This is a genomic window from Kribbella rubisoli, from assembly GCF_004217145.1.
Taxonomy (GTDB): Bacteria; Actinomycetota; Actinomycetes; order Propionibacteriales; family Kribbellaceae; genus Kribbella; species Kribbella rubisoli.
In genome coordinates, this window is sequence record NZ_SHKR01000016.1 from 437,755 (window position 1) to 458,910 (window position 21,156).

Genomic DNA, 21,156 nt, shown 5'->3' on the forward strand with positions numbered 1-21,156 from the left:
CCCGTCCGGTTGGTCAGCGGGCCATGGGCCGGCCGGCTGGGGTTGCTACCGGTGCTGCCATGGCGGCGGCTTCTTCGTCGATGTCTACTACGGCGCCGCTGAACTGGGCGTTGTAGAGGCGGGCGTAGGCGGCGTCGAGGGCCAGGAGTTCGTTGTGGTTGCCCTGTTCGACGATGGCGCCGTTCTCCATGACCAGGATGAGGTCGGCGTCGCGGATGGTGGAGAGGCGGTGGGCGATGACGAAGCTGGTGCGGTCGGAGCGCAGGGCGGCCATGGCGCGTTGGACCAGGACCTCCGTGCGGGTGTCGACCGAGCTGGTGGCCTCGTCGAGGATGAGCAACTGCGGGTCGGCCAGGAACGCCCGCGCGATGGTGAGCAGCTGCTTCTCACCGGCGCTGACGTTGCTGCCTTCCTCGTCGATCACCGTGTCGTACCCGTCCGGCAGGCTGTGCACGAAGCGGTCGACGTACGTCGCCTTCGCGGCGGCGAGCATGTCCTCCTCGGTGGCCTTCAGGTTGCCGTAGAGGAGGTTGTCGCGGATCGTGCCGCCGAACAGCCAGGTGTCCTGCAGCACCATGCCGATCCGCGAGCGCAGGTCGTGCCTCGTCAGCTCGGTGATGTCGACACCGTCGAGCGTGATCTTGCCGCTGTTCAGCTCGTAGAACCGCATGATCAGGTTGACCAGCGTCGTCTTGCCGGCACCCGTCGGGCCCACGATCGCGACCGTCTGCCCCGGCTCGGCGACCAGGCTCAGGTCGGTGATGAGCGGCTTGTCCGGGTCGTACGAGAACGATACGTGCTCGAACTCGACCCGTCCGCGCGAGTCGGTGACCTTCTCCGGTGTCGCGTCGTCCGGGATCTGCTCCTCCGCGTCCAGTACTTCGAACACGCGCTCCGCGGACGCCACACCCGACTGCAGCAGGTTCGCCATCGAGGCGACCTGTGTCAGCGGCTGGGTGAACTGCCGCGAGTACTGGATGAACGCCTGCACGTCGCCCAGCGACATCGTGCCGGACGCGACCCGCAGACCGCCGAGGACCGCGATGACGACGTAGTTCAGGTTCCCGACGAACATCATCACCGGCATGATCAGCCCGGAGATGAACTGCGCGCCGAACGCCGCCTGGAACAGCTCGTCGTTCTTCTTCGCGAAGTCGGCCTCGATCTCCTTCTGCCGGCCGAACACCTTCACCAGCTCGTGCCCGGTGAACGCCTCCTCGATCTGCCCGTTCAGCGCGCCGGTGTGACGCCATTGGGCGATGAACCGAACCTGCGACCGCTTGGCGATCGTCGCGGTCAGGATCATCGTGATCGGGATCGTGACGAGCGCGATCAGCGCCAGCACCGGAGAGATCACGAACATCAGCGTGATCACGCCGATCACCGTCAGCAGTGACGTGAGCAGCTGGCTCAGCGTCTGCTGCAGACTGGTCGAGATGTTGTCGATGTCGTTCGTCACCCGGCTGAGCAGCTCACCGCGCGGTGCACCGTCGAAGTAGCTCAGCGGCAGCCGGTTCAGCTTCGCCTCGACGTCCTCGCGCAGTGACAGGATCGTCCGCTGCACGACGCCGTTCAGGATGTAGCCCTGCGCCCAGGAGAGGAAGAAGGCACCGACGTACAGCGCCAGGACCAGCAGCAGAATGTTGCGTAGGGCATCGAAGTCGATGCCTACGCCCGGGACCAGGTCGATCCCTTGCAGCAGGTCCGCGAGCCGGCCGTTGCCGGAGGCCCGGGTCTGCTCGATCACCTGTGCCTTGGTCAGACCGCTCGGAAGATGCTTGCCGATGGCACCGGCGAAGATGATGTCGGTCGCGCGACCGAGAATCTTCGGGCCGAGCACGGACAGGCCGACGCTGCAGATTGCCAGCAGGACGACGCCGGACACCTGCAGCCGATGCGGGCGTAACCGCGCGAGCAGCCGCTTCGCCGACGGCAGGAAGTTCATCGACTTGTCGCCGGGAATGCCTCCGGGCGGGCCGAACCCACGACCGGTGGTCGGCCGCTCGGTCGCCTTCACCGTCTTGGCGGCGTCCTGCACCTGGCCGGCCGGAGCCTGACCGTTAGGTGCCTGGCCGTTAGGTGCCTGTCCGTTCGGTGCCTGTGCGTTCGGTCCCTGTCCGTTCGGTGCCTGTCCGTTCGGGGACGGCTTCTGTTCCTTGCTCATGCCGCCTCCTCCGCGGAACGCTGGGACTCGACGATCTCGACGTACGTCGGACACGTCTCGAGCAACTCGTCATGTGTGCCCTTGCCGACGATCGCGCCGTCCTCGAGCACGACGATCTGGTCGGCGTCGATGATCGTCGACACGCGCTGCGCGACGATCACCATGCAGGCCTCCCGGGTCACCGGCCGCAACGCTGCCCGCAACCGGGCGTCGGTCGACAGGTCGAGCGCCGAGAACGAGTCGTCGAACAGGTAGATCTCCGGCTTGCGGACCAGCGCCCGCGCGATCGCGAGCCGCTGCCGCTGACCGCCGGACACGTTCGTGCCGCCCTGCGCGATCGGCGCTTCCAGCCCTTCGGCCATCGCCTCGACGAAGTCCTTGCCCTGGGCAATCTCCAGGGCCTCCCAGAGCTCTTCGTCGGTCGCGTCCGGGTTGCCGTACCGCAGGTTGCTGGCGACCGTCCCGGAGAACAGGTACGGACGCTGCGGCACCAGGCCGATCCGCTCCCAGAGCGCCTCGGGCTCGATCTCGCGTACGTCGATGCCGTCGACCAGCACGCGGCCTTCGGTCGCGTCGAACAACCGCGGCACCAGCGAGAGCAACGTCGTCTTGCCGGCGCCCGTACTGCCGATGATCGCGGTCGTCTGCCCCGGCGAGGCGACGAGGTTGATGTCGTGCAGCACCGGCTCGGCCGCTCCCGGGTACTTGAAGGCGGCGTGCTCGAACACGAGCTGCCCGCGACCGGTGAAGGTCTTGATCGGCGTGACCGGCGGCCGCACCGACGAATCCGTGTCGAGTACTTCGGAGATCCGGTCCGCGCAGACCGAAGCGCGCGGCACCATGATCATCACGAACACGCCCATCATCACCGAGAACAGGATCTGGATCAGGTAGCTCAGGAACGCGGTCAGCGCCCCGACCTCCAGCGTCCCGTCCTCGATCCGGGAGGCACCGAACCACAGCACCGCGACGCTCGACAGGTTCAGGATCAGCATCACGGTCGGGAAGATCAGCGCCATCAACCGGCCGGCCTTGATAGCGGTGTCGGTCAGGTTCTTGTTGGCCTCACCGAAGCGCTCGACCTCGTGCGGTTCGCGGACGAACGCCCGGACCACCCGGATCCCGGTGATCTGCTCGCGCAGTACCCGGTTCACCCCGTCGATGTTCTTCTGCATCTTCCGGAACTGCGGGACCATCCGGCTCGCGATGAACCCGACGCAGGCGGCCAGCAGCGGTACGGCGACCGCCACGAGCCAGGACAGGCCGACGTCCAGGCGGACTGCCATGATCACGCCGCCGATCATCGTGATCGGCGCCGCGACCAGCATCGTCGTGGTCATCACGACGAGCATCTGGATCTGCTGTACGTCGTTGGTGCTGCGGGAGATGAGCGTCGGCGCACCGAACTGGTTCACCTCGCGGGCGGAGAACTCGCCGACCCGGTGGAAGACGGCCGCGCGCACATCGCGGCCGAACAGGGCAGCCGTTTTCGCGCCGAAGTACACCGCGGTGATCGTGCAGATGATCTGCACCAGGCTGACCGCGAGCATCCAGCCCCCGGTGCTCACGATGTAGCCGGTGTCGCCCTTCGCCACGCCGTTGTCGATGATGTCGGCGTTGAGAGTGGGCAGGTAGAGGGAGGCGATCGTCCCGACCAGCTGCAGGACCACCACCAAGGACAGGTTTCCCGCGTACGGACGCAAATGCGTACGCAAGACGCGAATCAACATCAATCATCCCCAGGGTCGTGATGGCGGGCACCGCCGAGCGCGAACTCGACGATGTCCTCGGTGGCCGGTGGCTGACCGGTGTGGTGCTTGCGGAGGCCGTCGAACGCGAAGTCGACGATCTCCTCGGCGGTCAGCACATGGCCGCCGGAAATCAGTGGGTGGGTGGCGGAGAAGGTGAGTAGTCCGAGATGCCGGACCACGTCCTCGGGCGGCAGCCGCAACTGGTCCGCGTCCGGGCGGAGCAGGTCCGCGAACGCGAGGTTCGCCAGGTCCGAGTGGCGCTGACGGCGCGCCTCGTCCATCGGGGTCGCGTGCCGGAACTCCGGTGGCCGGCGGATCCGTAGCGCGAACATCAGCTTGAACACGCCGCGCAGCCGCTTCTGGCCGATCTCGACCGCGGCGATGGTCCGCTCCCGCAGCGGCAGTGAGGGGTCGACCCGCTCGATCGCCCGGACCAGGTCCGAGGTGTCGAACACGGTCGCCATCGCGGCCTCGATCAGCGCGTCCTTGCTGCCGAACGCCCGGAAGATCGTCCCCTCGGCGATCCCGGCCGCCTCGGCGATCTGCTTGGTGCTGACGTCGGCCCCGAACTCCTCCAGCAACGGCAGCGCGGCCTGGACAATGGCCGCGCGTCGCTCCTCGGGAGGCAGTGGGGTCGCTCGTGGTGTCACGGATCAAAGGTAACTGAGTGAGTACTCACTCACAACTACATTTACCCCTCCGGTGCAGACCGGTTCACCACCAGCGCGGAAACGCCGTCCAGGAGGCGTTCCAGACCATATTCGAACGCATGATCGACATCATAAGGCGCGTCGAACTCACTCCCGACCGCGGTACCGACCCGTGCCGACAGCGGGAACTTCGCCAGGTCACTGATCTGATCCAGGTGCGGGACATGCGCCAGCCACCACTCCTTGTCCGTCATACCGGATCGGAGGATCACCTGCCGCGCTTCGACCGCCGTTCGTACTGCGCCGTGCACGTAACCGTTGACGAGCGCGACGGTCGAGTCCATCTCCACATCGCTGAGCCCGATCCCCTCGACCGCACTCAGCTCCCACTCGTACTTCGCCATCACGTTGGGACCGAGCGGCGGGCGGCTGATCGCGACCTGGAGCATCCACGGGTGCCGGAGATACAGCTCACGGTTCTCGCGGGCGACCTCGTCGAGCTTCGCCCGCCACTCCCCCGGTACGTCGCGGCGCGGCAGCTCGCCGTACACGGTGTCGAGCATGACGTCGAGCAGCTCACCCTTGCCGGGGAAGTAGCGGTACAGCGTCATCGCGCCGACGCCGAGCTCGTCGGCGAGCCGGCGCATCGACATCGCGGCGAGGCCATCGGTGTCCGCGACCTTCAGCGCGGCCGTGACGATCTGGTCGACGGTCAGCGCCGGCTTCGGTCCGCGGGTCGGTTGCGGACGGCGCCGCCAGAGCAGCTCGAGGCTCTTCGCGGGGTCGCCGCTGCCGCTGTACTCCTGATTCATCGGCGTCGTTCTTCCCGGATCGGTTATACTTCGTACAGTGTACGCAGTTGACCTCAATCATTGTCGAGGTTCTAGCGTCGGGTTTTGTCGGTGGGGCACGGAATCATCGACGGTCCACGATCGATCGGTTCAGCGGAGCCTGGAGACACAGCTGTGAGTATGGAAATGACCGCGTGGAACTCGCTGTACCACGCGATGCACGCGCAGGACGACAAACGTCCCTTCTCGAAGGCGACCTTGCAGCGGATCCTCGCGTTCGCGCGCCCGCACCGCACCCAGCTGATCTGGTTCCTCGTGATGAGCGTCGGCGCCGCCGTCCTCGCGGTGGCGACTCCGGTGCTGGCCGGCGAGGTGGTCAACGCGATCGTCGGCGGGAAGGCGTTCAGCGTCGTACTGCGGTTCGCGGTGCTGATCGCGGTCATCGCGATCGCGGAGGCCGGGCTGAGCATGCTGACGCGGTGGTTGTCGGCGCAGATCGGTGAGGGACTGATCCTGGATCTGCGGACGGCGGTGTTCGACCACATCCAGCGGATGCCGATCGCGTTCTTCACCCGGACGCGGACCGGCGCGCTGGTCTCCCGGCTGAACAACGACGTGATCGGTGCGCAGCGCGCGTTCAGCGACACGTTGTCCGGTGTGGTCGGCAACCTGGTGATGCTCGTGCTGACGCTTGTGGTGATGCTGCGGGAGTCGTGGCAGATCACTCTGCTCGCGCTGGTGATCCTGCCGGTCTTCGTCATTCCGGCGCGGCGGGTCGGGCGCCGGTTGGCGTCGCTCGAGCGGGAGGCGGCCAACTACAACGCCACAATGAGCACGCAGATGACCGAGCGGTTCTCGGCGCCGGGGGCGACGTTGGTGAAGCTGTTCGGGCGGCCGAAGCGGGAGTCGCTCGAGTTCGCGATCCGTGCGCGACGCGTGCGGGACATCGGCGTACGGACGGCGATGGTGCAGTGGATCTTCGTGACGGCGTTGACGCTGGTGTCGGCGCTGGCGCTCGCAGTTGTCTACGGACTCGGCGGGTTCTACGCGCTGCGGGATCAGCTCGATGCGGGTGCGGTCGTGTCGATGGCGCTGCTGCTGACGCGGTTGTACGCGCCGCTGACCGCGCTGGCGAGTGCGCGGCTCGAGGTGATGACGGCGCTGGTGAGCTTCGAGCGGGTCTTCGAAGTACTGGATCTGGAGCCGCTCATCAAGGACAAGCCGGACGCTCAGCGGGTTCCTGAGGGGCCGGTGGCGGTGGAGTTCGCGGATGTGAGCTTCGCGTATCCGTCGGCGGACAAGGTCTCGCTGGCTTCGCTTGAGGAGGTCGCGAAGCTGGACACTCGGGGCGGGGTCGAGGTGTTGCATGACGTCTCGTTCCGCGCTGAGCCGGGGCAGATGGTGGCGCTCGTCGGGTCGTCCGGTGCGGGGAAGTCGACGATCGCTCAGCTGATTCCGCGGTTGTACGACGTGGACGCAGGGTCGGTGAAGCTGGCCGGCGCCGACGTGCGGGATGTGTCCGCGGAGTCGTTGCGGGCGACGCTCGGGATGGTGACGCAGGACGGTCATCTCTTCCACGATTCGATCCGGGAGAACCTGCTGCTCGCGCGTCCCGAGGCGTCCGAGGAGGACCTGTGGGATTCGTTGGAGCGGGCTCGGTTGGGCGAGCTGATCCGGTCGTTGCCTGATCAGCTCGACACGGTCGTCGGTGAGCGCGGGTATCGGCTGTCGGGTGGTGAGCGGCAGCGGTTGACGATCGCGCGGTTGCTGCTCGCGCAGCCGCGGGTCGTGATCCTCGACGAGGCGACTGCCGCGTTGGACTCGACGAATGAGGCTGCGGTGCAGGCGGCGTTGACGGAGGCGCTTGCTGGTCGTACGGCGGTGGTGATCGCGCACCGGCTGTCGACGATCCGTGCCGCGGACCAGATCCTCGTGATCGAGGCTGGGCGGATCGTGGAGCGCGGTCGGCATGCGGAGTTGCTGGCGGCCGGCGGGCGGTACGAAGAGCTGTACCGCACGCAGTTCGACCAGCCCGGTGCCGATGCTGTCCCGGTGTAGATGGTTGCCTTGGGCACCCGTAGCGGGTTGTGTGACGGGTAGCCGGAGATAGCAGGTCAGCAGTCAAATATCCCGCCAGCGGGATGGCGTCATTGGTACTGACGGTTGGACAGGAGGTTGTCGGGTTGGTGGGCACGAGGCAGGAGCTGGCTGGATACGCGGTGGTCTTCCGGCCGGCGGATCCACCGCGCACAGGGCGAGTTGCCTTCTGGGACCCTTCCGGCGGTGAACTGCCTCTAGGAGTCGGCGAGCAGGTCGAGCTGCAGTTGGTTGTCGATTCCCGGCTGCAGTCGGTGCGGGCGATCGAGTGGCCGGTCGGCGACGCGGTTGCGGTGTTGGGACGGATGCGGCGGGCGGCAGGTGCTCATCCGTCGGCGGCGTTCTGGGGTGGGGCTTCACTGTTGGCACTCCAGCTGATTGCTCGGGGCAAGCTTCTTCCGGGCGTCTCCCCCGACGGGTACGACGCCTGGCGGGTCGGCCCCCTCGACACCGACGACATCACCCGAATCCTCACCCTCGCCGAGGGCATGCCACCGTCAGCCCGAGCCCTCCCCCTCCCAACCACCTCCAGCTCCCCCGAGGCCGGAGCCACGCCCGGCTCGACCGAGGTCCGCGCCGGGTCCGCGTCCGCGCTCTCGTCCGGGGAGGTGCGGGTGGCGGTTGCGGAGGATTTGTTGCGGGAGTTTCTGGACGCGGTTGCGGATGGGATGCCTCGGTCTCCGGCGGCGGGGAGGGCGCATCAGACGAATCTGTTCACCACGCGGGCGCCGCAGCGGGTGGAGCGGTTGCGGGGGTGGGCGGATGAGGTTTCTGCGGGGCTCGACAGCGGGGTGCGGATCTCGTTGCGGATCGAGTTGGCGGACTCGCTGGCGTTCAGCGCCGTCGTTCAACTGCACAGCCTGAAGGACCCGACGCTCGTGCGGGACGCAGACGACGTGTGGGCCGAGGACGTGGCCGGGTTCGGGCCGCGAGCTCGGATTGACGCGACGCTCGCGATCCGTCGTGCCGCGCGGGTCTGGCCTGCGCTCCAGCGCTTGCTGGACTCCGCCATACCAAACCGTATGGAACTGTCGGACGAAGAGGTCGCCGACCTGCTCGCGGGATCGGCGCAGCGGTTGACGGCGGCCGGGGTGGATCTGCATTGGCCGCGGAGTCTCGGGCGTCAGCTCACCGCCCGCGCCGCGATCACCTCCGCGGACGGACCGCCGAGCAGCCTCCCCGGATTCTTCGGCGGCGACAAGACGCTCGACTTCAGCTGGCAGGTCGCCGTCGGCGACGACCCGCTGACCGAGGCCGAGCTCGACCAGCTCGCCGAAGCCACCCGCCCGGTGGTTCGCTTGCGCGACCAGTGGATGCTGATCGATCCCGAGCTCGCCCGCAAAGCCCGCGAACGCATCCTCAAACCAGTCACCCCGATCGACGCCCTCGGCGCCGCACTCACCGGCACCACCGAGATCGACGGCCGCCAGATCGCCGTCACCCCGGCCAAGTGGCTGGACGATCTCCGCGCTCGCATCGCCGACCCCGACCGCGCCGATGAGCCCATCGAAGCACCCGCCGGACTCCAGGCGACACTGCGTGACTACCAACTGCGCGGCCTGCGTTGGCTCGCACGGATGACCTCGCTCGGCCTCGGCGCCTGCCTCGCCGACGACATGGGTCTCGGCAAGACGATCACGCTCATCTCACTCCATCTCCACCGCCAGGAGTCCACGGACACCGCCGGCCCGACCCTCGTCGTCTGCCCCGCGTCGCTCCTCGGCAACTGGGAGCGCGAAGTCCGACGATTCGCCCCCGGCACGCCGGTACGACGATTCCACGGCACCGCACGCTCACTCGACGACGCCCAGGACGGTTTCGTCCTGACGACGTACGGGACCTTGCGCCGCGACGCCGCACGGCTGGCCGATCACCGATGGGGCCTGGTGGTCGCCGACGAGGCGCAACACGTGAAGAACCCCTCATCCGGTACGGCGAAGGCGCTGCGCACCGTGCCGGGACAAGCGCGGGTCGCCCTGACCGGCACACCAGTCGAGAACAATCTGTCCGAGTTGTGGGCGATCCTCGACTGGACGACGCCCGGGCTGCTCGGACGACTCGGCACGTTCCGCAACCAGTGGGCCGCGCCGATCGAGGCAGACAAGGACGAGGAGGTCGCCGCACGGCTCGCGAAGCTGGTCCGCCCGTTCCTGCTCAGACGCAAGAAGTCCGACCCGGGCATCGCGCCGGAGCTACCGCCGAAGACCGAGACCGATCAGCCCGTCTCGCTCACGCGCGAGCAGGTCGTGTTGTACGAGGCAACTGTCCGCGAGCTGATGGCTGAGGTCCGCGCCAGCAACCAGATGGCGCGACGCGGCCTGATCGTGAAGCTGCTCACCGGCCTCAAGCAGATCTGCAACCACCCGGCGCAGTACCTGAAGGAGAGCGACAAGGCCCGCCTCAGCGGTCGCTCCGGCAAGCTCGAACTCCTCGACGAGCTCCTCGAGACCATCGTCGCCGAGGACGGCGCCGTCCTCGTCTTCACCCAGTACGTCGCCATGGCGCGCCTGCTCGAGCGCCACCTCGACGAACGCGGCATCCAGACCCAACTCCTCCACGGCGGCACGCCCGTCGCGCAGCGCGAGGCGATGGTCGACCGGTTCCAGGCGGGCGAGGTCACCGTCTTCCTCCTCTCGCTCAAGGCCGCCGGCACCGGTCTCAACCTGACCCGCGCCGATCACGTTGTGCACTACGACCGCTGGTGGAATCCGGCCGTCGAGGATCAGGCGACCGACCGTGCGTACCGGATCGGGCAGACCCGTCCGGTGCAGGTTCACCGATTGATTGCCGAAGGCACCATTGAGGACCGGATCGCCGCGATGCTCGCCGCCAAACGCGAGCTGGCCGAAGCCGTGCTCAGTGGTGGCGAGGCTGCGTTGACCGAGCTGTCCGACACGGAGCTCGCCGATCTCGTCGAGCTGCGGGGAGGTCTGCGATGAACGACGCGCAGATGAACGACGCCCAAGGATTCCCGGCGTTCGCGCGGCAGCAGCGGAGTACGCGGGGGCGGTCGTGGTGGGCGCGGGCTTGGGTGCAGGCGATGGAGGACACGTCGCTCGACTCCGACCAACTGCGCAAGGGCCGCAGGTACGCGAACTCGGGGCAGGTCGGGACCATCACGATCAGCCCGGGCCGGACCGCGGCCACGGTGTACTCCCCCGAGGACACCTACGAGTCCGTCGTCCGTGTCGACGAGTTGAGTTCCGACGACTGGCACCGGTTCAGTGGGCAGGTCGCGGCGCGGGCCGGCCACATCGCCGCATTGCTGGACGGCGAGATGCCGCACGACCTGGTCGAGGCCGCGGCCGACGCAGGAGTCACGCTCCTGCCGGGCATCGGCGACCTCGACCCGAGCTGCACCTGCGACGCATGGGAGCTGCCCTGCCAGCACGCGGCCGCCCTGTGCTATCAGGTCGCGTGGCTTCTCGACGCCGACCCGTTCGTCCTGCTCCTGCTTCGCGGTCGCACTCGCGACGCGCTCCTTGACGAGCTTCAGCTGTCGGCGACCCGTCCGACCGAGGCCGGCGTTTCGGTGGCCGACGTTCTCGCCAGCACACCCGCCGAGCTGCCCGACGTGCCGGAGCTGCCCGCGAAGGTCAGCGGCGACGAGCTCGCGGTCACGGGCATCGAGCCGCCGGAGGGCTTCGGGCCGGCGGTCCTCCAGCTTCTCGTCCTCGACGCCGCCCGCCGGGCACGAGCCATCCTCAACGCGCTCCTCCGCGGGACGCGCGAACCACAACTGCTCGACGAATGGCAGGACGCCGTCCGCCTGGCCGCCGACTTCCCCGAGCTCACCGCACCGCTGACCGAGGGAACGGGACGAGACCTTGCCCTCGGCATCCAAGCCTGGCGGTACGGTGGCGGGCCCGGACTCGACGTACTCGAGCACACCTGGACACCCGACCCGGCCGAGCTCAACCGGGCCCGGACCGAGCTGCTCGCAGCAGACGACGACCTGGCCGTCACCACAGCCCTCAACCAGCTGACGATCGGCGCAGACACCCAGCTCCGCCTCGACCACGACGGCCGCTGGCACCCGTACCGGCTCGTCGACGCGACCTGGATCCCGGCCGGCACGCCGTCCAAGGATCCGCTGGTCATCGAGTGGTGAGCCCGGCGCGGCCGCTGGTCATCGGGTGGTGACAGTGGTGCGGCCGGTGTGGCCCAAGTCGTCGGTCAGGACTGGGTGACCGGGCGCATGGCGAGGCCCTCGGTGCCTGCCCAGTACGTGACGCGCTGGCCGTCGTCCGCCTCGAAGGAGGTGACAGGCATCTTCACCTTGACCGCCTTTTCCGGCTCCGCCTCGCCGCCGGGGCTGCCGAGTCCGACGGTGATGAGCTTCACCGTATAGGTGTCCATCTGGCCGCCGGTGGCGAGCACACCTGCGTAGGCCTTCTCGCCGGGAGCGAGGGTCACTGCCTCGCCGGAGTTGGTCGCCTCCTTGACCGGGGCGTAACTCTTGGCGTCGCCCAGCGTGATCTCGGGATAGCCCTGGACATCACACTTCTTGGCCCCCTTGTTCATGGCCACCAGCATGAGGTGGCGCACGTCGTCGCCTGGCGCGTCGTAGTTCGTGACGGTGAAGGTCAGGTCCGCCATCGTGCACAGGTCGACGCCGGCGTCGTCGGTGGGCATCTTCGAGGGCTTCACAGTCGATTTCGCCGGGCGCGTCGACGCCGGGCTCGTAGCCGTCGGTGCCGTCGGTGAGGTCGTTGCGCTCGCCGAGGTCGTGGCACTCTGCTGGTCCGTGGGTTTGCTCCCGTCCGACGCATTCGCTGACCCGCACGCGGCGGTTGTCAGGAGTGCGGCGACCGCGCCGGCCCCGAGGGCATATCTTCTCCAGCTGCCCCGACTCTTACGGTTCCCGCAGACAACGTTCACTGAAGTTCCCCTTGTTCAGCTGACGAATTCAGGATGATTGACGCCTCACACCCAGCTAAAGTTGATCGCGACTTCGAAGGAGGAGGTGAGTTGATGACCGCGCCATCTCGGGCTGTTGCACGCCCGGCAGCCCACACGGTCACTCAACTCATCAACTGATCTTCGAAGGGACCACGTTGTCCATCACCTGGAACACCCGTGTCGAGACGCCGTCCGATATCGAAACCGTCCGTGACATCACCCGGCTGGCGTTCGGTAAGCAATTCGAGGTCGACTTCCTCGACGCGCACCGCGCCGACCCGGTCGCCTGGATCCCCGGCCTGCTGATCGTCGCAACCACCCCGGCCGACGAGCCGGTCGCGTACGCCCTCCTCACCCGCTGCCACATCGGCGACAGCCCGGTCCTCTCACTCGGGCCGGTCGCCGTGCTTCCGCAGTACCAGAAACAGGGTGCCGGCGGTGCGGCCGTGCGGGCCGCGCTGGCCACGGCGCGTGATCGTAGCGAAGGGACGGTTGTCGTGCTCGGACACGACACCTACTACCCACGATTCGGATTCCGGCAGGCGACGGAGTTCGGTGTCCATCACCCGCAGTACGACGGGCCGCATCTGATGGCGCTCGCGTTCGACGGGTACGCCGTACCGGCCGGGGACCTCACGTACCCCGTCACCGTCTGAGACCGGGTCGCCGGAGGCCGTGCTCCAGCCTCCGGCGACCCGTGCGGTCGTCGGCACTGAACGTTCCACTGCGAGTACGGCGAGCGGTCGTAAAAGGTTCAGCCAAACTCGCCGAATCACTTGCGCACCCACCTTGTATACATGAAACAGTCGACGGAACCGCCTACTCAGGAGCCCGCGATGACTCGTCGACTTCCGCTCTCGCTGAACCGTTTCACCTTGAGTAACCGCCGCCCGAAGATGGCCGGGATCGGCGCCGCCGTCATCGCGCTGGCCCTGGTCGGCACAGCTTGCTCCCCCGTCGAGCCTGCCGGAAACGACAGCAGCAGCGGCACGCAGGCACCGACCGGACAGGATGTGTTCGGAGAGCCGGCCGACGCCGCGCAGGTCAAGCAGGGCGGGACGCTGACCGTTGCGTTGTCCGCCGACCCGGACAAGCTCGACCCGGCGCTGTCGCGCAGCCTTTACTCGCGGTACGTCTTCCACACGATGTGCGAGAAGCTCTACGACCTCGGCTCCGACGCGAAGGTCGTGCCGCAGCTCGCCACCGCGCTCCCGACGATCTCGGCCGACGGCCTCAGCCTGACGATCCCGTTGAAGCAGGGCGTGAAGTTCGCCGACGGCGGCACGTTCGACTCGAACGCAGTGAAGATCTCGCTGAACCGCGACCTCACGCTCGCCGGCTCCGCCCGTAAGAGCGAGCTCGGCCCGATCACCTCGATCGAGACACCGGACGCGAAGACGGTCGTCATCAAGCTGTCGAAGCCGTTCGCGCCGCTGACCGCCGCGCTGGCCGACCGGGCGGGTATGGTGCTCAGCCCGGCCGCGGTCGCGAAGCTCGGTGCGAACTTCTCCAACGCACCGGTCTGCGTCGGCCCCTTCAAGTTCGCCAGCCGCGTCGCGCAGAACTCGATCAAGGTCGTCAAGGACCCGATGTACTACGACGCCGCGAAGGTGCACCTCGACGCGATCGAGTACCGGATCATCACCGACTCGAGCATCCGCTCGGCGAACCTGAAGTCCGGCGACGCGCAGGTGGCCGACTCGTTGTCGACGCAGGACACCCCTGCCCTGCAGAAGGACGACAGTGTGAGCGTGCTGCAGTCGCAGTCGCTCGGGTACCAGGGCCTGACGATCAACATCGGCAACGCGAACGGCATCGGGAACCCGCTCAAGTCGCTCGGTACGCCGATCGCCAAGGACCCGCGGGTGCGGCAGGCGCTGGCGTTGTCGATCGACCGCGACGCGTTGGTGAAGTCGCTCTTCGGCGGACTCAACACCGTTGCCTGCTCCCCGGTTTCCCCGAAGAGCGAGTTCACCTCGGACGCCGCGCAGGTCTGCCCGGCGCACGATCCGGCGAAGGCCAAGCAGCTGCTCGCCGATGCGGGCGTGACCACGCCGTACAAGGTCGAGATGGTGACGTCGAACAACCCGGACAGCTTGCGGCTCGCCCAGGCGTTGCAGGGGATGGTGAAGGAGGGCGGATTCGACCTGGTGATCAAGCCGGTCGAATACGCCGCGCTGCTCGATCAGCAGGACCGTGGTGACTTCGAACTGTTGCAGCTCGGATGGTCCGGCCGGGTCGACCCCGACGCCAACATCTTCAACTTCGTCGGCACCACCGGCAGCCAGAACGTCTCCGGCTACAGCAGCCCGGACCTCGACAAGCTCCTCACCGACGCGCGTCAGTCCACCGACCAGGCGCAGCGCGTCAAGCTGTACGGCGACGTGGTCACCAAGCTGCAGCAGGACGACCCGATCATCTACATGTACCGCCAGCGCAACCTGACCGGTGTCTCCAAGAAGCTGCTAGGCATCCAGGTCTATCCGGACGGCGTGATCCGCACAGCCTTCGCGGGATTCGCGAAGTGAGGCGGTACCTCCTCAACCGGCTGTGGCAGAGCGTGGTGACGCTCGTGCTCGCGACGATCGTGGTGTTCGTCGGAGTACGAGCGTTGCCGGGCGATCCGGCGCTGGCCCTGGCCGGGGAGGATCGCGACCCCGAGTCGCTGCGGGCGATCCGGCAGCAGTACGGGCTGGATCAGTCGTGGCTGGTGCAGTTCTGGCAGTTCATCAGTCACGCTGCCCGCGGCGATCTCGGCGAGTCGATCCGGACGGGCACTCCCGTGCGGTCGATGATCTTCAGCGCGTTGCCGGTGACCATCGAATTGTCGGTGCTCGCGATCCTGATCGCCGGCGTCATCGGCGTCGGCGCGGGAGTCGTGGCCGCAGTACGACGTGGTGGGCCGGCCGAGTGGGCCGCGAACGCCCTTGCACTCCTGGGGTTGTCGGTGCCGCATTTCTGGCTCGGGCTGATGGCGATCCTGTACCTGTCCGTTGCCCTCGGCCTCTTTCCTGCCTCCGGCTTCGTCCCGTTCTTCACCAACCCGGTGGACAACCTCCACCATCTGATCCTGCCCGCGCTGATCCTCGGCACCGGCCTGGCCGCCGTCATCATGCGCCAGACCAGATCGTCGATGCTCGACGCGCTGAGCGCCGACTACATCCGGACGGCGGAAGCCAAGGGCCTTCCGCCCAAGGCAGTGATCGGAAAGCATGCCCTACGCAACAGTCTGATCGTCGTCGTCACCATCGTCGGACTCCAACTCGGAGCGCTGATCTCCGGTGCCGTCGTCACCGAACGGATCTTCGCGCTCCCCGGATTCGGCAAGCTCACCGTCGACGCCGTCTTCCAGCGTGACTACCCGGTCATCCAGGCGGTCGTGCTCGTCACAGCGACGGCGTACATCGTGATCAACCTGCTCGTCGATCTCCTGTACTCCGTCATCGACCCGCGGATCCGTGTGCGAGGTGAGGCGTGATGGCAGTCGCCGAGGCGATAGCCCCTCCGCGGAGCAACAGCCGCCGAGTGGTACGCCGGGTGTTCCGCAACCCGCTCGCGCTGACCGGACTCGCAGTACTCGCGATCGCCGTCATCCTCGCGGTGTTCGCGAACTGGCTGGCACCGCACGAACCGACCCAGACGAACCTCGGCAACGCATTCGCCCCGCCGGGCACGGCGGGGTATCTGCTGGGCACCGACGACCTCGGCCGGGATGTGTTGTCGCGCATCATGTTCGGCCTGCGTGCGTCGCTGCATGTCGGTATCCTCGCGGTCGCGTTCTCGCTGGTGATCGGCGTACCGCTCGGGCTGATCGCGGGGTACTTCCGGACGGTCGACGCGCTGATCTCGCGGCTCACCGACCTGGTCCTGGCGTTCCCGTTCCTGATCCTCGCGGTCGGCCTGGCCGCGATCCGCGGCGCGAGCCTCGGTAACGCGGCGATCGCGATCGGGATCGCGCAGATCCCCGGCATGATCCGGATCGTCCGCTCGGAGACGCTGCGGCTGAAGTCGCTCGACTTCGTCGCCGCCGCGGTGGTCGAGGGCGCCAGTGATGCGTGGGTCCTCGGCCGCCACATCCTGCCGAACGCCGGCTCGGCGGTGATCGTCCAGGCCACGGTCGGCATCCCGGCCGCGATTCTGGGCGAGGCCGTGCTGTCCTTCCTCGGCCTCGGCATCCAGCCGCCGGCGCCGAGCCTCGGCACGATGCTGGCCGACGCCCAGCAGTTCGCCTCCAAGGCACCCTGGGCCGCCGTGATGCCCGGCGTCGCGATCATGCTGCTGACGCTGGCGTTCAACATTGTCGGCGACAGCCTCCGCGACGCCCTCGACCCGAAGGCGAGCCGCCGATGAGACCTGTCCTTGCAGTCAAAGACCTGTCTGTCACGTTCCGGACCGAGGACGGCCGGCTGTCGGCGGTCGACCAGGTCAGTTTCGAGGTCGCGGACGGCGAAGTCCTCGCGGTGGTCGGCGAATCCGGCTGCGGCAAGAGCGTCACCGCGATGAGCATCGCCGGTCTACTCCCCCGCACCGCGACTGTCGACGGCTCGGTCCAGCTCGACGGCACCGAGCTGATCGGCGCGGACAAACGCACGCTCCGCTCGATCCGCGGGCGCGAGGTCGCGTACATCTTCCAGGAGCCGATGACCTCGCTGAACCCGGTCTTCACCGTCGGCCACCAGATCAGCGAGGTACTGCGAACGCACATCGGCCTGAACCGCCAGGCAGCACAGGCCCGCGCGATCGAGCTGCTCAAGCTCGTCGGCATCCCGTCCGCGGAACGCCGCATCAGCGACTACCCGCACCAGCTCTCCGGCGGCATGCGCCAGCGGGTGATGATCGCGATGGCCGTCGCCTGCGACCCGAAGGTCCTGATCGCCGACGAGCCCACGACAGCGCTCGACGTCACGATCCAGGCCGGCATCCTCGACGTACTGCGAGGACTGCGCGAACGCCTCGGCACGAGCATCGTGCTGATCACGCACGACCTCGGTGTCGTCGCGGACCTCGCCGACCGGGTCGCGGTGATGTACGCCGGGCGCGTGGTCGAGACCGCGGAGGTGCACGAGATCTTCGCCAAGCCCCAGCACCCGTACACGGTCGGGCTGCTCGGCGCGTCCCCGGCCGCCGGACGCCACGCGGAGACGCATCGACTGAGCGAGATCCCCGGCCTGGTGCCGGTCCTGTCCGAGCAGCCCGACGCCTGTACGTTCGCCGACCGCTGCTCCCGGGCCGACGATTCCTGTACGACGTCACAGCCCGAGCTCACCGCCGGCGTACATCGGGTCGCGTGCTGGCACCCGGTCCGGGAAGCCGTGGAGGTCTGATGGAATCTTCCGCCGTGGAGTTGGCCCTGGAGGTGGAGGACCTCGTCATGCACTTCGGCCCGGTGCGCGCCGTCGACGGCGTCACGCTCCGGATCAAGCAAGGCTCCGTGGTCGCGCTGGTCGGCGAGAGCGGCAGCGGCAAGTCGACCGTGGGCAGGTGCATCGTCCGGTTGCTCGAGCCCACCGATGGAACGGTCCAGCTGGCAGGAGTCGACATCACGCATCTGTCCCGCCGTCAGCTCCGCCAGCACCGCCGTAATGTCTCGATCGTCTTCCAGGACCCAGCTGGATCGCTCGATCCTCGGTTCACCGTCGGCGACATTGTCGGCGAGCCGCTGCGATTGATGCGGCGCAAAGACATTCCGGCGAAGGTTCGTGAGGCACTGCGTCGCGTCGGTCTGCGCCCTGAGGTCGCCCAGCGCGCACCCCACGAGTTGTCGGGCGGTCAGCGACAGCGGGTCAGCATTGCGCGCGCACTGATCTCCGAGCCGCGACTACTAGTCGCCGACGAGCCGACCAGTGCCTTGGACGTGTCGGTGCAGGCCTCGGTACTCAACCTCCTCGCCGATCTACAGCGGGACCTCGGGTTTGCGTGTCTGTTCATCACCCACGACCTGTCCGCGGTCGAGTACCTCGCCGACGAGGTCGCGGTCATGTACCTCGGCCAACTGGTCGAGCAGGGTCCGCGCGCCCGCATCTTCGGCAACCCGTCCCATCCGTACACGCAGGCGCTGCTGTCCGCGGCGCCCGTACCCGATCCAGCCGAGCAGCGTGCCCGAAGGCCTGTCCTGCTCGGCGACGACCTGCCGTCCGCGATCGACCCGCCGCCCGGGTGCCGCTTCCACACCAGATGCCCCGTTGCCGTGGACAAATGCCGGACAGTCGTGCCGGTGACGCGCACGATCGGCGAGGCTGGACACCAGGTGGCTTGTCACCTCGTCAACGACGACGGCACCGGACCCGACGTACGACCAACAAAGGGAGTTGCCCGATGACGTTCACCACCCGGCCTACATTGCGCGGCACGTTCGGGATGGTTTCGTCCACGCACTGGCTGGCGTCGCAGTCGGCCATGCGGATCCTCGAGCTCGGCGGGAACGCGTTCGACGCGGGCGCCGCGGCCGGATTCGTGCTGCACGTGGTCGAGCCGCACCTCAACGGGCCCGGCGGTGAGGTGCCGGCGATCATCGCGACCGCCGGCGACCCCGCCCCGCGCGTGCTGTGCGGTCAAGGTGTCGCCCCGGCCGGCGCGACGATCGAGCACTACCGCTCGCTCGGCCTCACGCTGGTCCCCGGCTCGGGTCCGCTGGCGGCGACCGTTCCCGGTGCCGTCGATGCCTGGCTGCTCCTCCTTCGCGATCACGGCACGCTGCCGCTGCGTGTCGTACTGGAGTCCGTGATCGAGTACGCGCGCAACGGTCATCCCCTGGTGCCGCGGATCGCGGACACGATCAGCACGGTGCAGGAGCTGTTCGAGAACCACTGGCAGACGTCGGCCGCGCTCTGGCTCAAGGACGGTCGGCCGGTCAGCGGACGGTTCAGCAACGAGGGGTACGCCGCGACGCTCGAGAAGCTCGTCGTCGAGGGCGAAGCGGCCGGCGCGGACCGGCAGACCCAGATCGAGCGGGCGCGGAAGGCGTGGCGGGAAGGGTTCGTCGCTGAGGCGGTCGACAAGTTCGCGCGGCTGCCGCACCGCGACTCCAGCGGCGAGGACCACGCCGGACTGATCACGGGCGATGACATGGCGGCGTTCGAGGCGACCTGGGAGGACCCGGCGACGTACGACTGGAACGGGTACACGGTCGCGAAGACCGGTCCTTGGGGCCAAGGCCCAGGCTTGCTGCAGTCCCTTGCCGTACTCTCGGCTCTCGGTGACGTCGACCTGGACAGCGCCGAGGGTGTGCACGCGACGGTCGAGGTCATGAAGCTGTCGTACGCCGACCGCGAGGCCTGGTACGGCGACGGCGCCGACGTACCGCTCGACACGCTTCTCTCGCCCGGGTACGCCGCCGATCGGGCGAAGCTCATCGGGTCGGACGCTTCGCTCGACCTGCGACCGGGTCGTCCGGACGGGCGCGAGCCGCGACTCCCGTCGTTTGCCACCGGCAACAGAACGGGCAACGAAACAGGTGATGCCACCACCGGCGAGCCGACAGTGTCGTCCGGTGGCGTCACGCGCGGTGACACCTGCCACGTCGACGTGATCGACAAGTGGGGCAACATGATCTCCGCGACGCCGAGTGGTGGCTGGCTGCAGTCCTCGCCGACGATCCCGGAGCTCGGGTTCTGCCTCGGCAGCCGGGGGCAGATGTTCTGGCTCGAGGAAGGCCTGCCGGCCTCGCTCGCTCCGGGCAAGCGGCCGCGCACCACGTTGACGCCGACGCTCGTACTCCGTGACGGCGAGCCGCTGATGGCCTGCGGATCACCCGGTGGCGACCAGCAGGACCAGTGGCAGCTGCTGTTCCTGCTCCGGCACCTCGGCGCCGGGATGGATCTGCAGGAGGCGATCGACGCGCCGGCCTGGCACACCACCGGCTTCCCCTCGTCTTTCTACCCGCGCGCCACCGAGCCGGGCGGCCTCACGATCGAGACCCGGGTCGGCAAGGACATCCGCGACGAGCTGGTACGACGCGGGCATGTCGTCACCGATTCCGATGCGTGGAGCCTCGGCCGGCTGTGCGCCGTACGGAAGGAAGCCGACGGGGTGCTCGCCGCGGCAGCCAACCCGCGCGGGATGCAGGGCTACGCGGTCGGACGCTGACCGAACGCCGCCTTCGCGGCCGCCTCCACGTGCAAGCGGGCGGCCGTGGTGGCGGCTGCTGCATCGCGCGCTTCGATGGCGTCGACGAGGCGGACATGTTCCTCGGACGAGTGCGGTGCGCGCTGGGCAGCTCCGACGCGGAACACCCAGTGGACGTGGTAGTACATCGCGGACGAGATCGAGTGCAGCCAGCGGTTCTCGCTGACCTCGATCACGGCCCGGTGGAACGCGCTGTTGAGCTCGGCGACCCGGTCGAAGTCCTCGGCCTCGGTGGCTTTGCTCGCGTCGTCGATCAGCCTGCGCAACGACGCGATCCCCTCGGCCGTCGCGCGCTCTGCCGCGAGACCGGCGGCTAGCGTTTCGAGCTGCTCCCGTACGGCGAACAGGTCGCGGACCGCGGTTTCGTCGAGGGTCGCGACGACGGCGCCACGGCGCGGAAGGATCTGTACGAAGCCTTCGGCCTCGACCACTCGGAGCGCCTCACGCACCGGGTTCCGCGAGACACCGAAGTCGTCCGCGAGCCGGGTTTCGGTCAGCCGCTCCCCCTGGCGGTAATCGCCGTCGATGATGCGCCGGCGCAGTTCCGCGAGCACCTGCTCGCGCAGCGCGACATGATCGGCACCGATCGTGCGTATCACCTGGTCTCGCGTGGCCTCCCCGCCCAGTTGCTCCACCCGTGGCTCCTCTCCCCGTTCGCCTCTCCCCGTTTGATCTGC

General features: G+C 68.1%; 16 protein-coding genes. 10 read left to right on the forward strand and 6 right to left on the reverse strand.

Annotation, left to right across the window (positions count from 1 at the left end; translation table 11 throughout):
• Positions 1–13: 13 nt before the first annotated feature.
• From EV645_RS34780 to EV645_RS34795, 4 genes are read right to left on the reverse strand one after another with little or no spacing between them, the layout of a single operon-like run.
• On the reverse strand, positions 14–2,164 hold the full coding sequence (locus EV645_RS34780) for an ABC transporter ATP-binding protein (RefSeq protein WP_422386662.1): 2,151 nt from the start codon (positions 2,162–2,164) through the stop codon (positions 14–16).
• On the reverse strand, positions 2,161–3,894 hold the full coding sequence (locus EV645_RS34785) for an ABC transporter ATP-binding protein (protein WP_130448312.1): 1,734 nt from the start codon (positions 3,892–3,894) through the stop codon (positions 2,161–2,163). The genes EV645_RS34780 and EV645_RS34785 overlap by 4 nt, the downstream gene beginning before the upstream one ends.
• Positions 3,894–4,565 (reverse strand): TetR/AcrR family transcriptional regulator, encoded by a 672-nt coding sequence (locus tag EV645_RS34790; protein WP_242000843.1) that lies wholly within the window; start codon positions 4,563–4,565, stop codon positions 3,894–3,896. Before EV645_RS34790 ends, EV645_RS34785 begins: the two co-directional genes overlap by 1 nt.
• A gap of 41 nt (positions 4,566–4,606) precedes the next feature.
• Positions 4,607–5,377, reverse strand: a complete 771-nt coding sequence (locus tag EV645_RS34795; RefSeq protein ID WP_130448313.1) for a TetR/AcrR family transcriptional regulator — start codon at positions 5,375–5,377, stop codon at positions 4,607–4,609.
• Positions 5,378–5,542: 165 nt separating this feature from the next.
• Here EV645_RS34795 and EV645_RS34800 point away from each other — a divergent pair, with 165 nt between their 5' ends.
• The 3 genes from EV645_RS34800 (at position 5,543) to EV645_RS34810 (ending at position 11,564) form a co-directional block, all read left to right on the forward strand.
• Positions 5,543–7,414, forward strand: a complete 1,872-nt coding sequence (locus tag EV645_RS34800) for an ABC transporter ATP-binding protein (protein ID WP_198682085.1) — start codon at positions 5,543–5,545, stop codon at positions 7,412–7,414.
• A 128-nt stretch (positions 7,415–7,542) separates the two neighbouring features.
• Positions 7,543–10,392 carry a DEAD/DEAH box helicase gene (locus EV645_RS34805; protein WP_242000844.1) on the forward strand — a complete coding sequence of 950 codons (2,850 nt, stop codon included), beginning with the start codon at positions 7,543–7,545 and terminating at the stop codon, positions 10,390–10,392.
• On the forward strand, positions 10,389–11,564 hold the full coding sequence (locus EV645_RS34810; RefSeq protein WP_242000845.1) for an SWIM zinc finger family protein: 1,176 nt from the start codon (positions 10,389–10,391) through the stop codon (positions 11,562–11,564). The genes EV645_RS34805 and EV645_RS34810 overlap by 4 nt, the downstream gene beginning before the upstream one ends.
• A 65-nt stretch (positions 11,565–11,629) precedes the next feature.
• Here EV645_RS34810 and EV645_RS34815 read toward each other — a convergent pair whose 3' ends face one another.
• Positions 11,630–12,088 (reverse strand): DUF4232 domain-containing protein, encoded by a 459-nt coding sequence (locus EV645_RS34815; protein ID WP_130448316.1) that lies wholly within the window; start codon positions 12,086–12,088, stop codon positions 11,630–11,632.
• Between the two features lie 422 nt (positions 12,089–12,510).
• Here EV645_RS34815 and EV645_RS34820 point away from each other — a divergent pair, with 422 nt between their 5' ends.
• The 7 genes from EV645_RS34820 to EV645_RS34850 all read left to right on the forward strand — a co-directional run bounded on the left by EV645_RS34820 (position 12,511) and on the right by EV645_RS34850 (position 20,440).
• Complete coding sequence (locus EV645_RS34820) at positions 12,511–13,011, forward strand: GNAT family N-acetyltransferase (protein ID WP_242000846.1); 501 nt, start codon at positions 12,511–12,513, stop codon at positions 13,009–13,011.
• A 180-nt stretch (positions 13,012–13,191) separates the two neighbouring features.
• Positions 13,192–14,883, forward strand: coding sequence for an ABC transporter substrate-binding protein (locus tag EV645_RS34825; protein ID WP_242000847.1), 1,692 nt, complete (start codon positions 13,192–13,194; stop codon positions 14,881–14,883).
• Complete coding sequence (locus EV645_RS34830; protein WP_130448317.1) at positions 14,880–15,833, forward strand: ABC transporter permease; 954 nt, start codon at positions 14,880–14,882, stop codon at positions 15,831–15,833. Before EV645_RS34825 ends, EV645_RS34830 begins: the two co-directional genes overlap by 4 nt.
• Positions 15,833–16,705, forward strand: a complete 873-nt coding sequence (locus tag EV645_RS34835; protein ID WP_130448318.1) for an ABC transporter permease — start codon at positions 15,833–15,835, stop codon at positions 16,703–16,705. Before EV645_RS34830 ends, EV645_RS34835 begins: the two co-directional genes overlap by 1 nt.
• On the forward strand, positions 16,702–17,679 hold the full coding sequence (locus tag EV645_RS34840) for an ABC transporter ATP-binding protein (protein ID WP_130448319.1): 978 nt from the start codon (positions 16,702–16,704) through the stop codon (positions 17,677–17,679). Before EV645_RS34835 ends, EV645_RS34840 begins: the two co-directional genes overlap by 4 nt.
• Entirely contained in the window at positions 17,679–18,674 is a 996-nt protein-coding gene (locus EV645_RS34845; RefSeq protein ID WP_130448320.1) for an ABC transporter ATP-binding protein, read from the forward strand. The genes EV645_RS34840 and EV645_RS34845 overlap by 1 nt, the downstream gene beginning before the upstream one ends.
• A complete protein-coding gene (locus EV645_RS34850) occupies positions 18,671–20,440 on the forward strand; it encodes a gamma-glutamyltransferase family protein (protein ID WP_130448321.1) in 1,770 nt (589 codons plus the stop codon). Before EV645_RS34845 ends, EV645_RS34850 begins: the two co-directional genes overlap by 4 nt.
• Here the strand turns inward: EV645_RS34850 and EV645_RS34855 are convergent.
• Entirely contained in the window at positions 20,422–21,114 is a 693-nt protein-coding gene (locus EV645_RS34855) for a GntR family transcriptional regulator (protein ID WP_130448322.1), read from the reverse strand. The genes EV645_RS34850 and EV645_RS34855 overlap by 19 nt on opposite strands.
• Between the last annotated feature and the right edge of the window lie 42 nt (positions 21,115–21,156).

What these genes read in the sequence shown, in the direction of transcription:
- EV645_RS34785 (WP_130448312.1), bottom strand. Translation starts at nt 3,894, where the DNA reads ATGTTGATTCGCGTCTTGCGTACGCATTTGCGTCCGTACGCGGGAAAC.
- EV645_RS34780 (WP_422386662.1), bottom strand. Translation starts at nt 2,164, where the DNA reads ATGAGCAAGGAACAGAAGCCGTCCCCGAACGGACAGGCACCGAACGGA.
- EV645_RS34850 (WP_130448321.1), top strand. Translation starts at nt 18,671, where the DNA reads ATGACGTTCACCACCCGGCCTACATTGCGCGGCACGTTCGGGATGGTT.
- EV645_RS34840 (WP_130448319.1), top strand. Translation starts at nt 16,702, where the DNA reads ATGAGACCTGTCCTTGCAGTCAAAGACCTGTCTGTCACGTTCCGGACC.
- EV645_RS34795 (WP_130448313.1), bottom strand. Translation starts at nt 5,377, where the DNA reads ATGAATCAGGAGTACAGCGGCAGCGGCGACCCCGCGAAGAGCCTCGAG.
- EV645_RS34815 (WP_130448316.1), bottom strand. Translation starts at nt 12,088, where the DNA reads ATGCCCACCGACGACGCCGGCGTCGACCTGTGCACGATGGCGGACCTG.
- EV645_RS34800 (WP_198682085.1), top strand. Translation starts at nt 5,543, where the DNA reads ATGACCGCGTGGAACTCGCTGTACCACGCGATGCACGCGCAGGACGAC.
- EV645_RS34825 (WP_242000847.1), top strand. Translation starts at nt 13,192, where the DNA reads ATGACTCGTCGACTTCCGCTCTCGCTGAACCGTTTCACCTTGAGTAAC.
- EV645_RS34835 (WP_130448318.1), top strand. Translation starts at nt 15,833, where the DNA reads ATGGCAGTCGCCGAGGCGATAGCCCCTCCGCGGAGCAACAGCCGCCGA.
- EV645_RS34810 (WP_242000845.1), top strand. Translation starts at nt 10,389, where the DNA reads ATGAACGACGCGCAGATGAACGACGCCCAAGGATTCCCGGCGTTCGCG.
- EV645_RS34845 (WP_130448320.1), top strand. Translation starts at nt 17,679, where the DNA reads ATGGAATCTTCCGCCGTGGAGTTGGCCCTGGAGGTGGAGGACCTCGTC.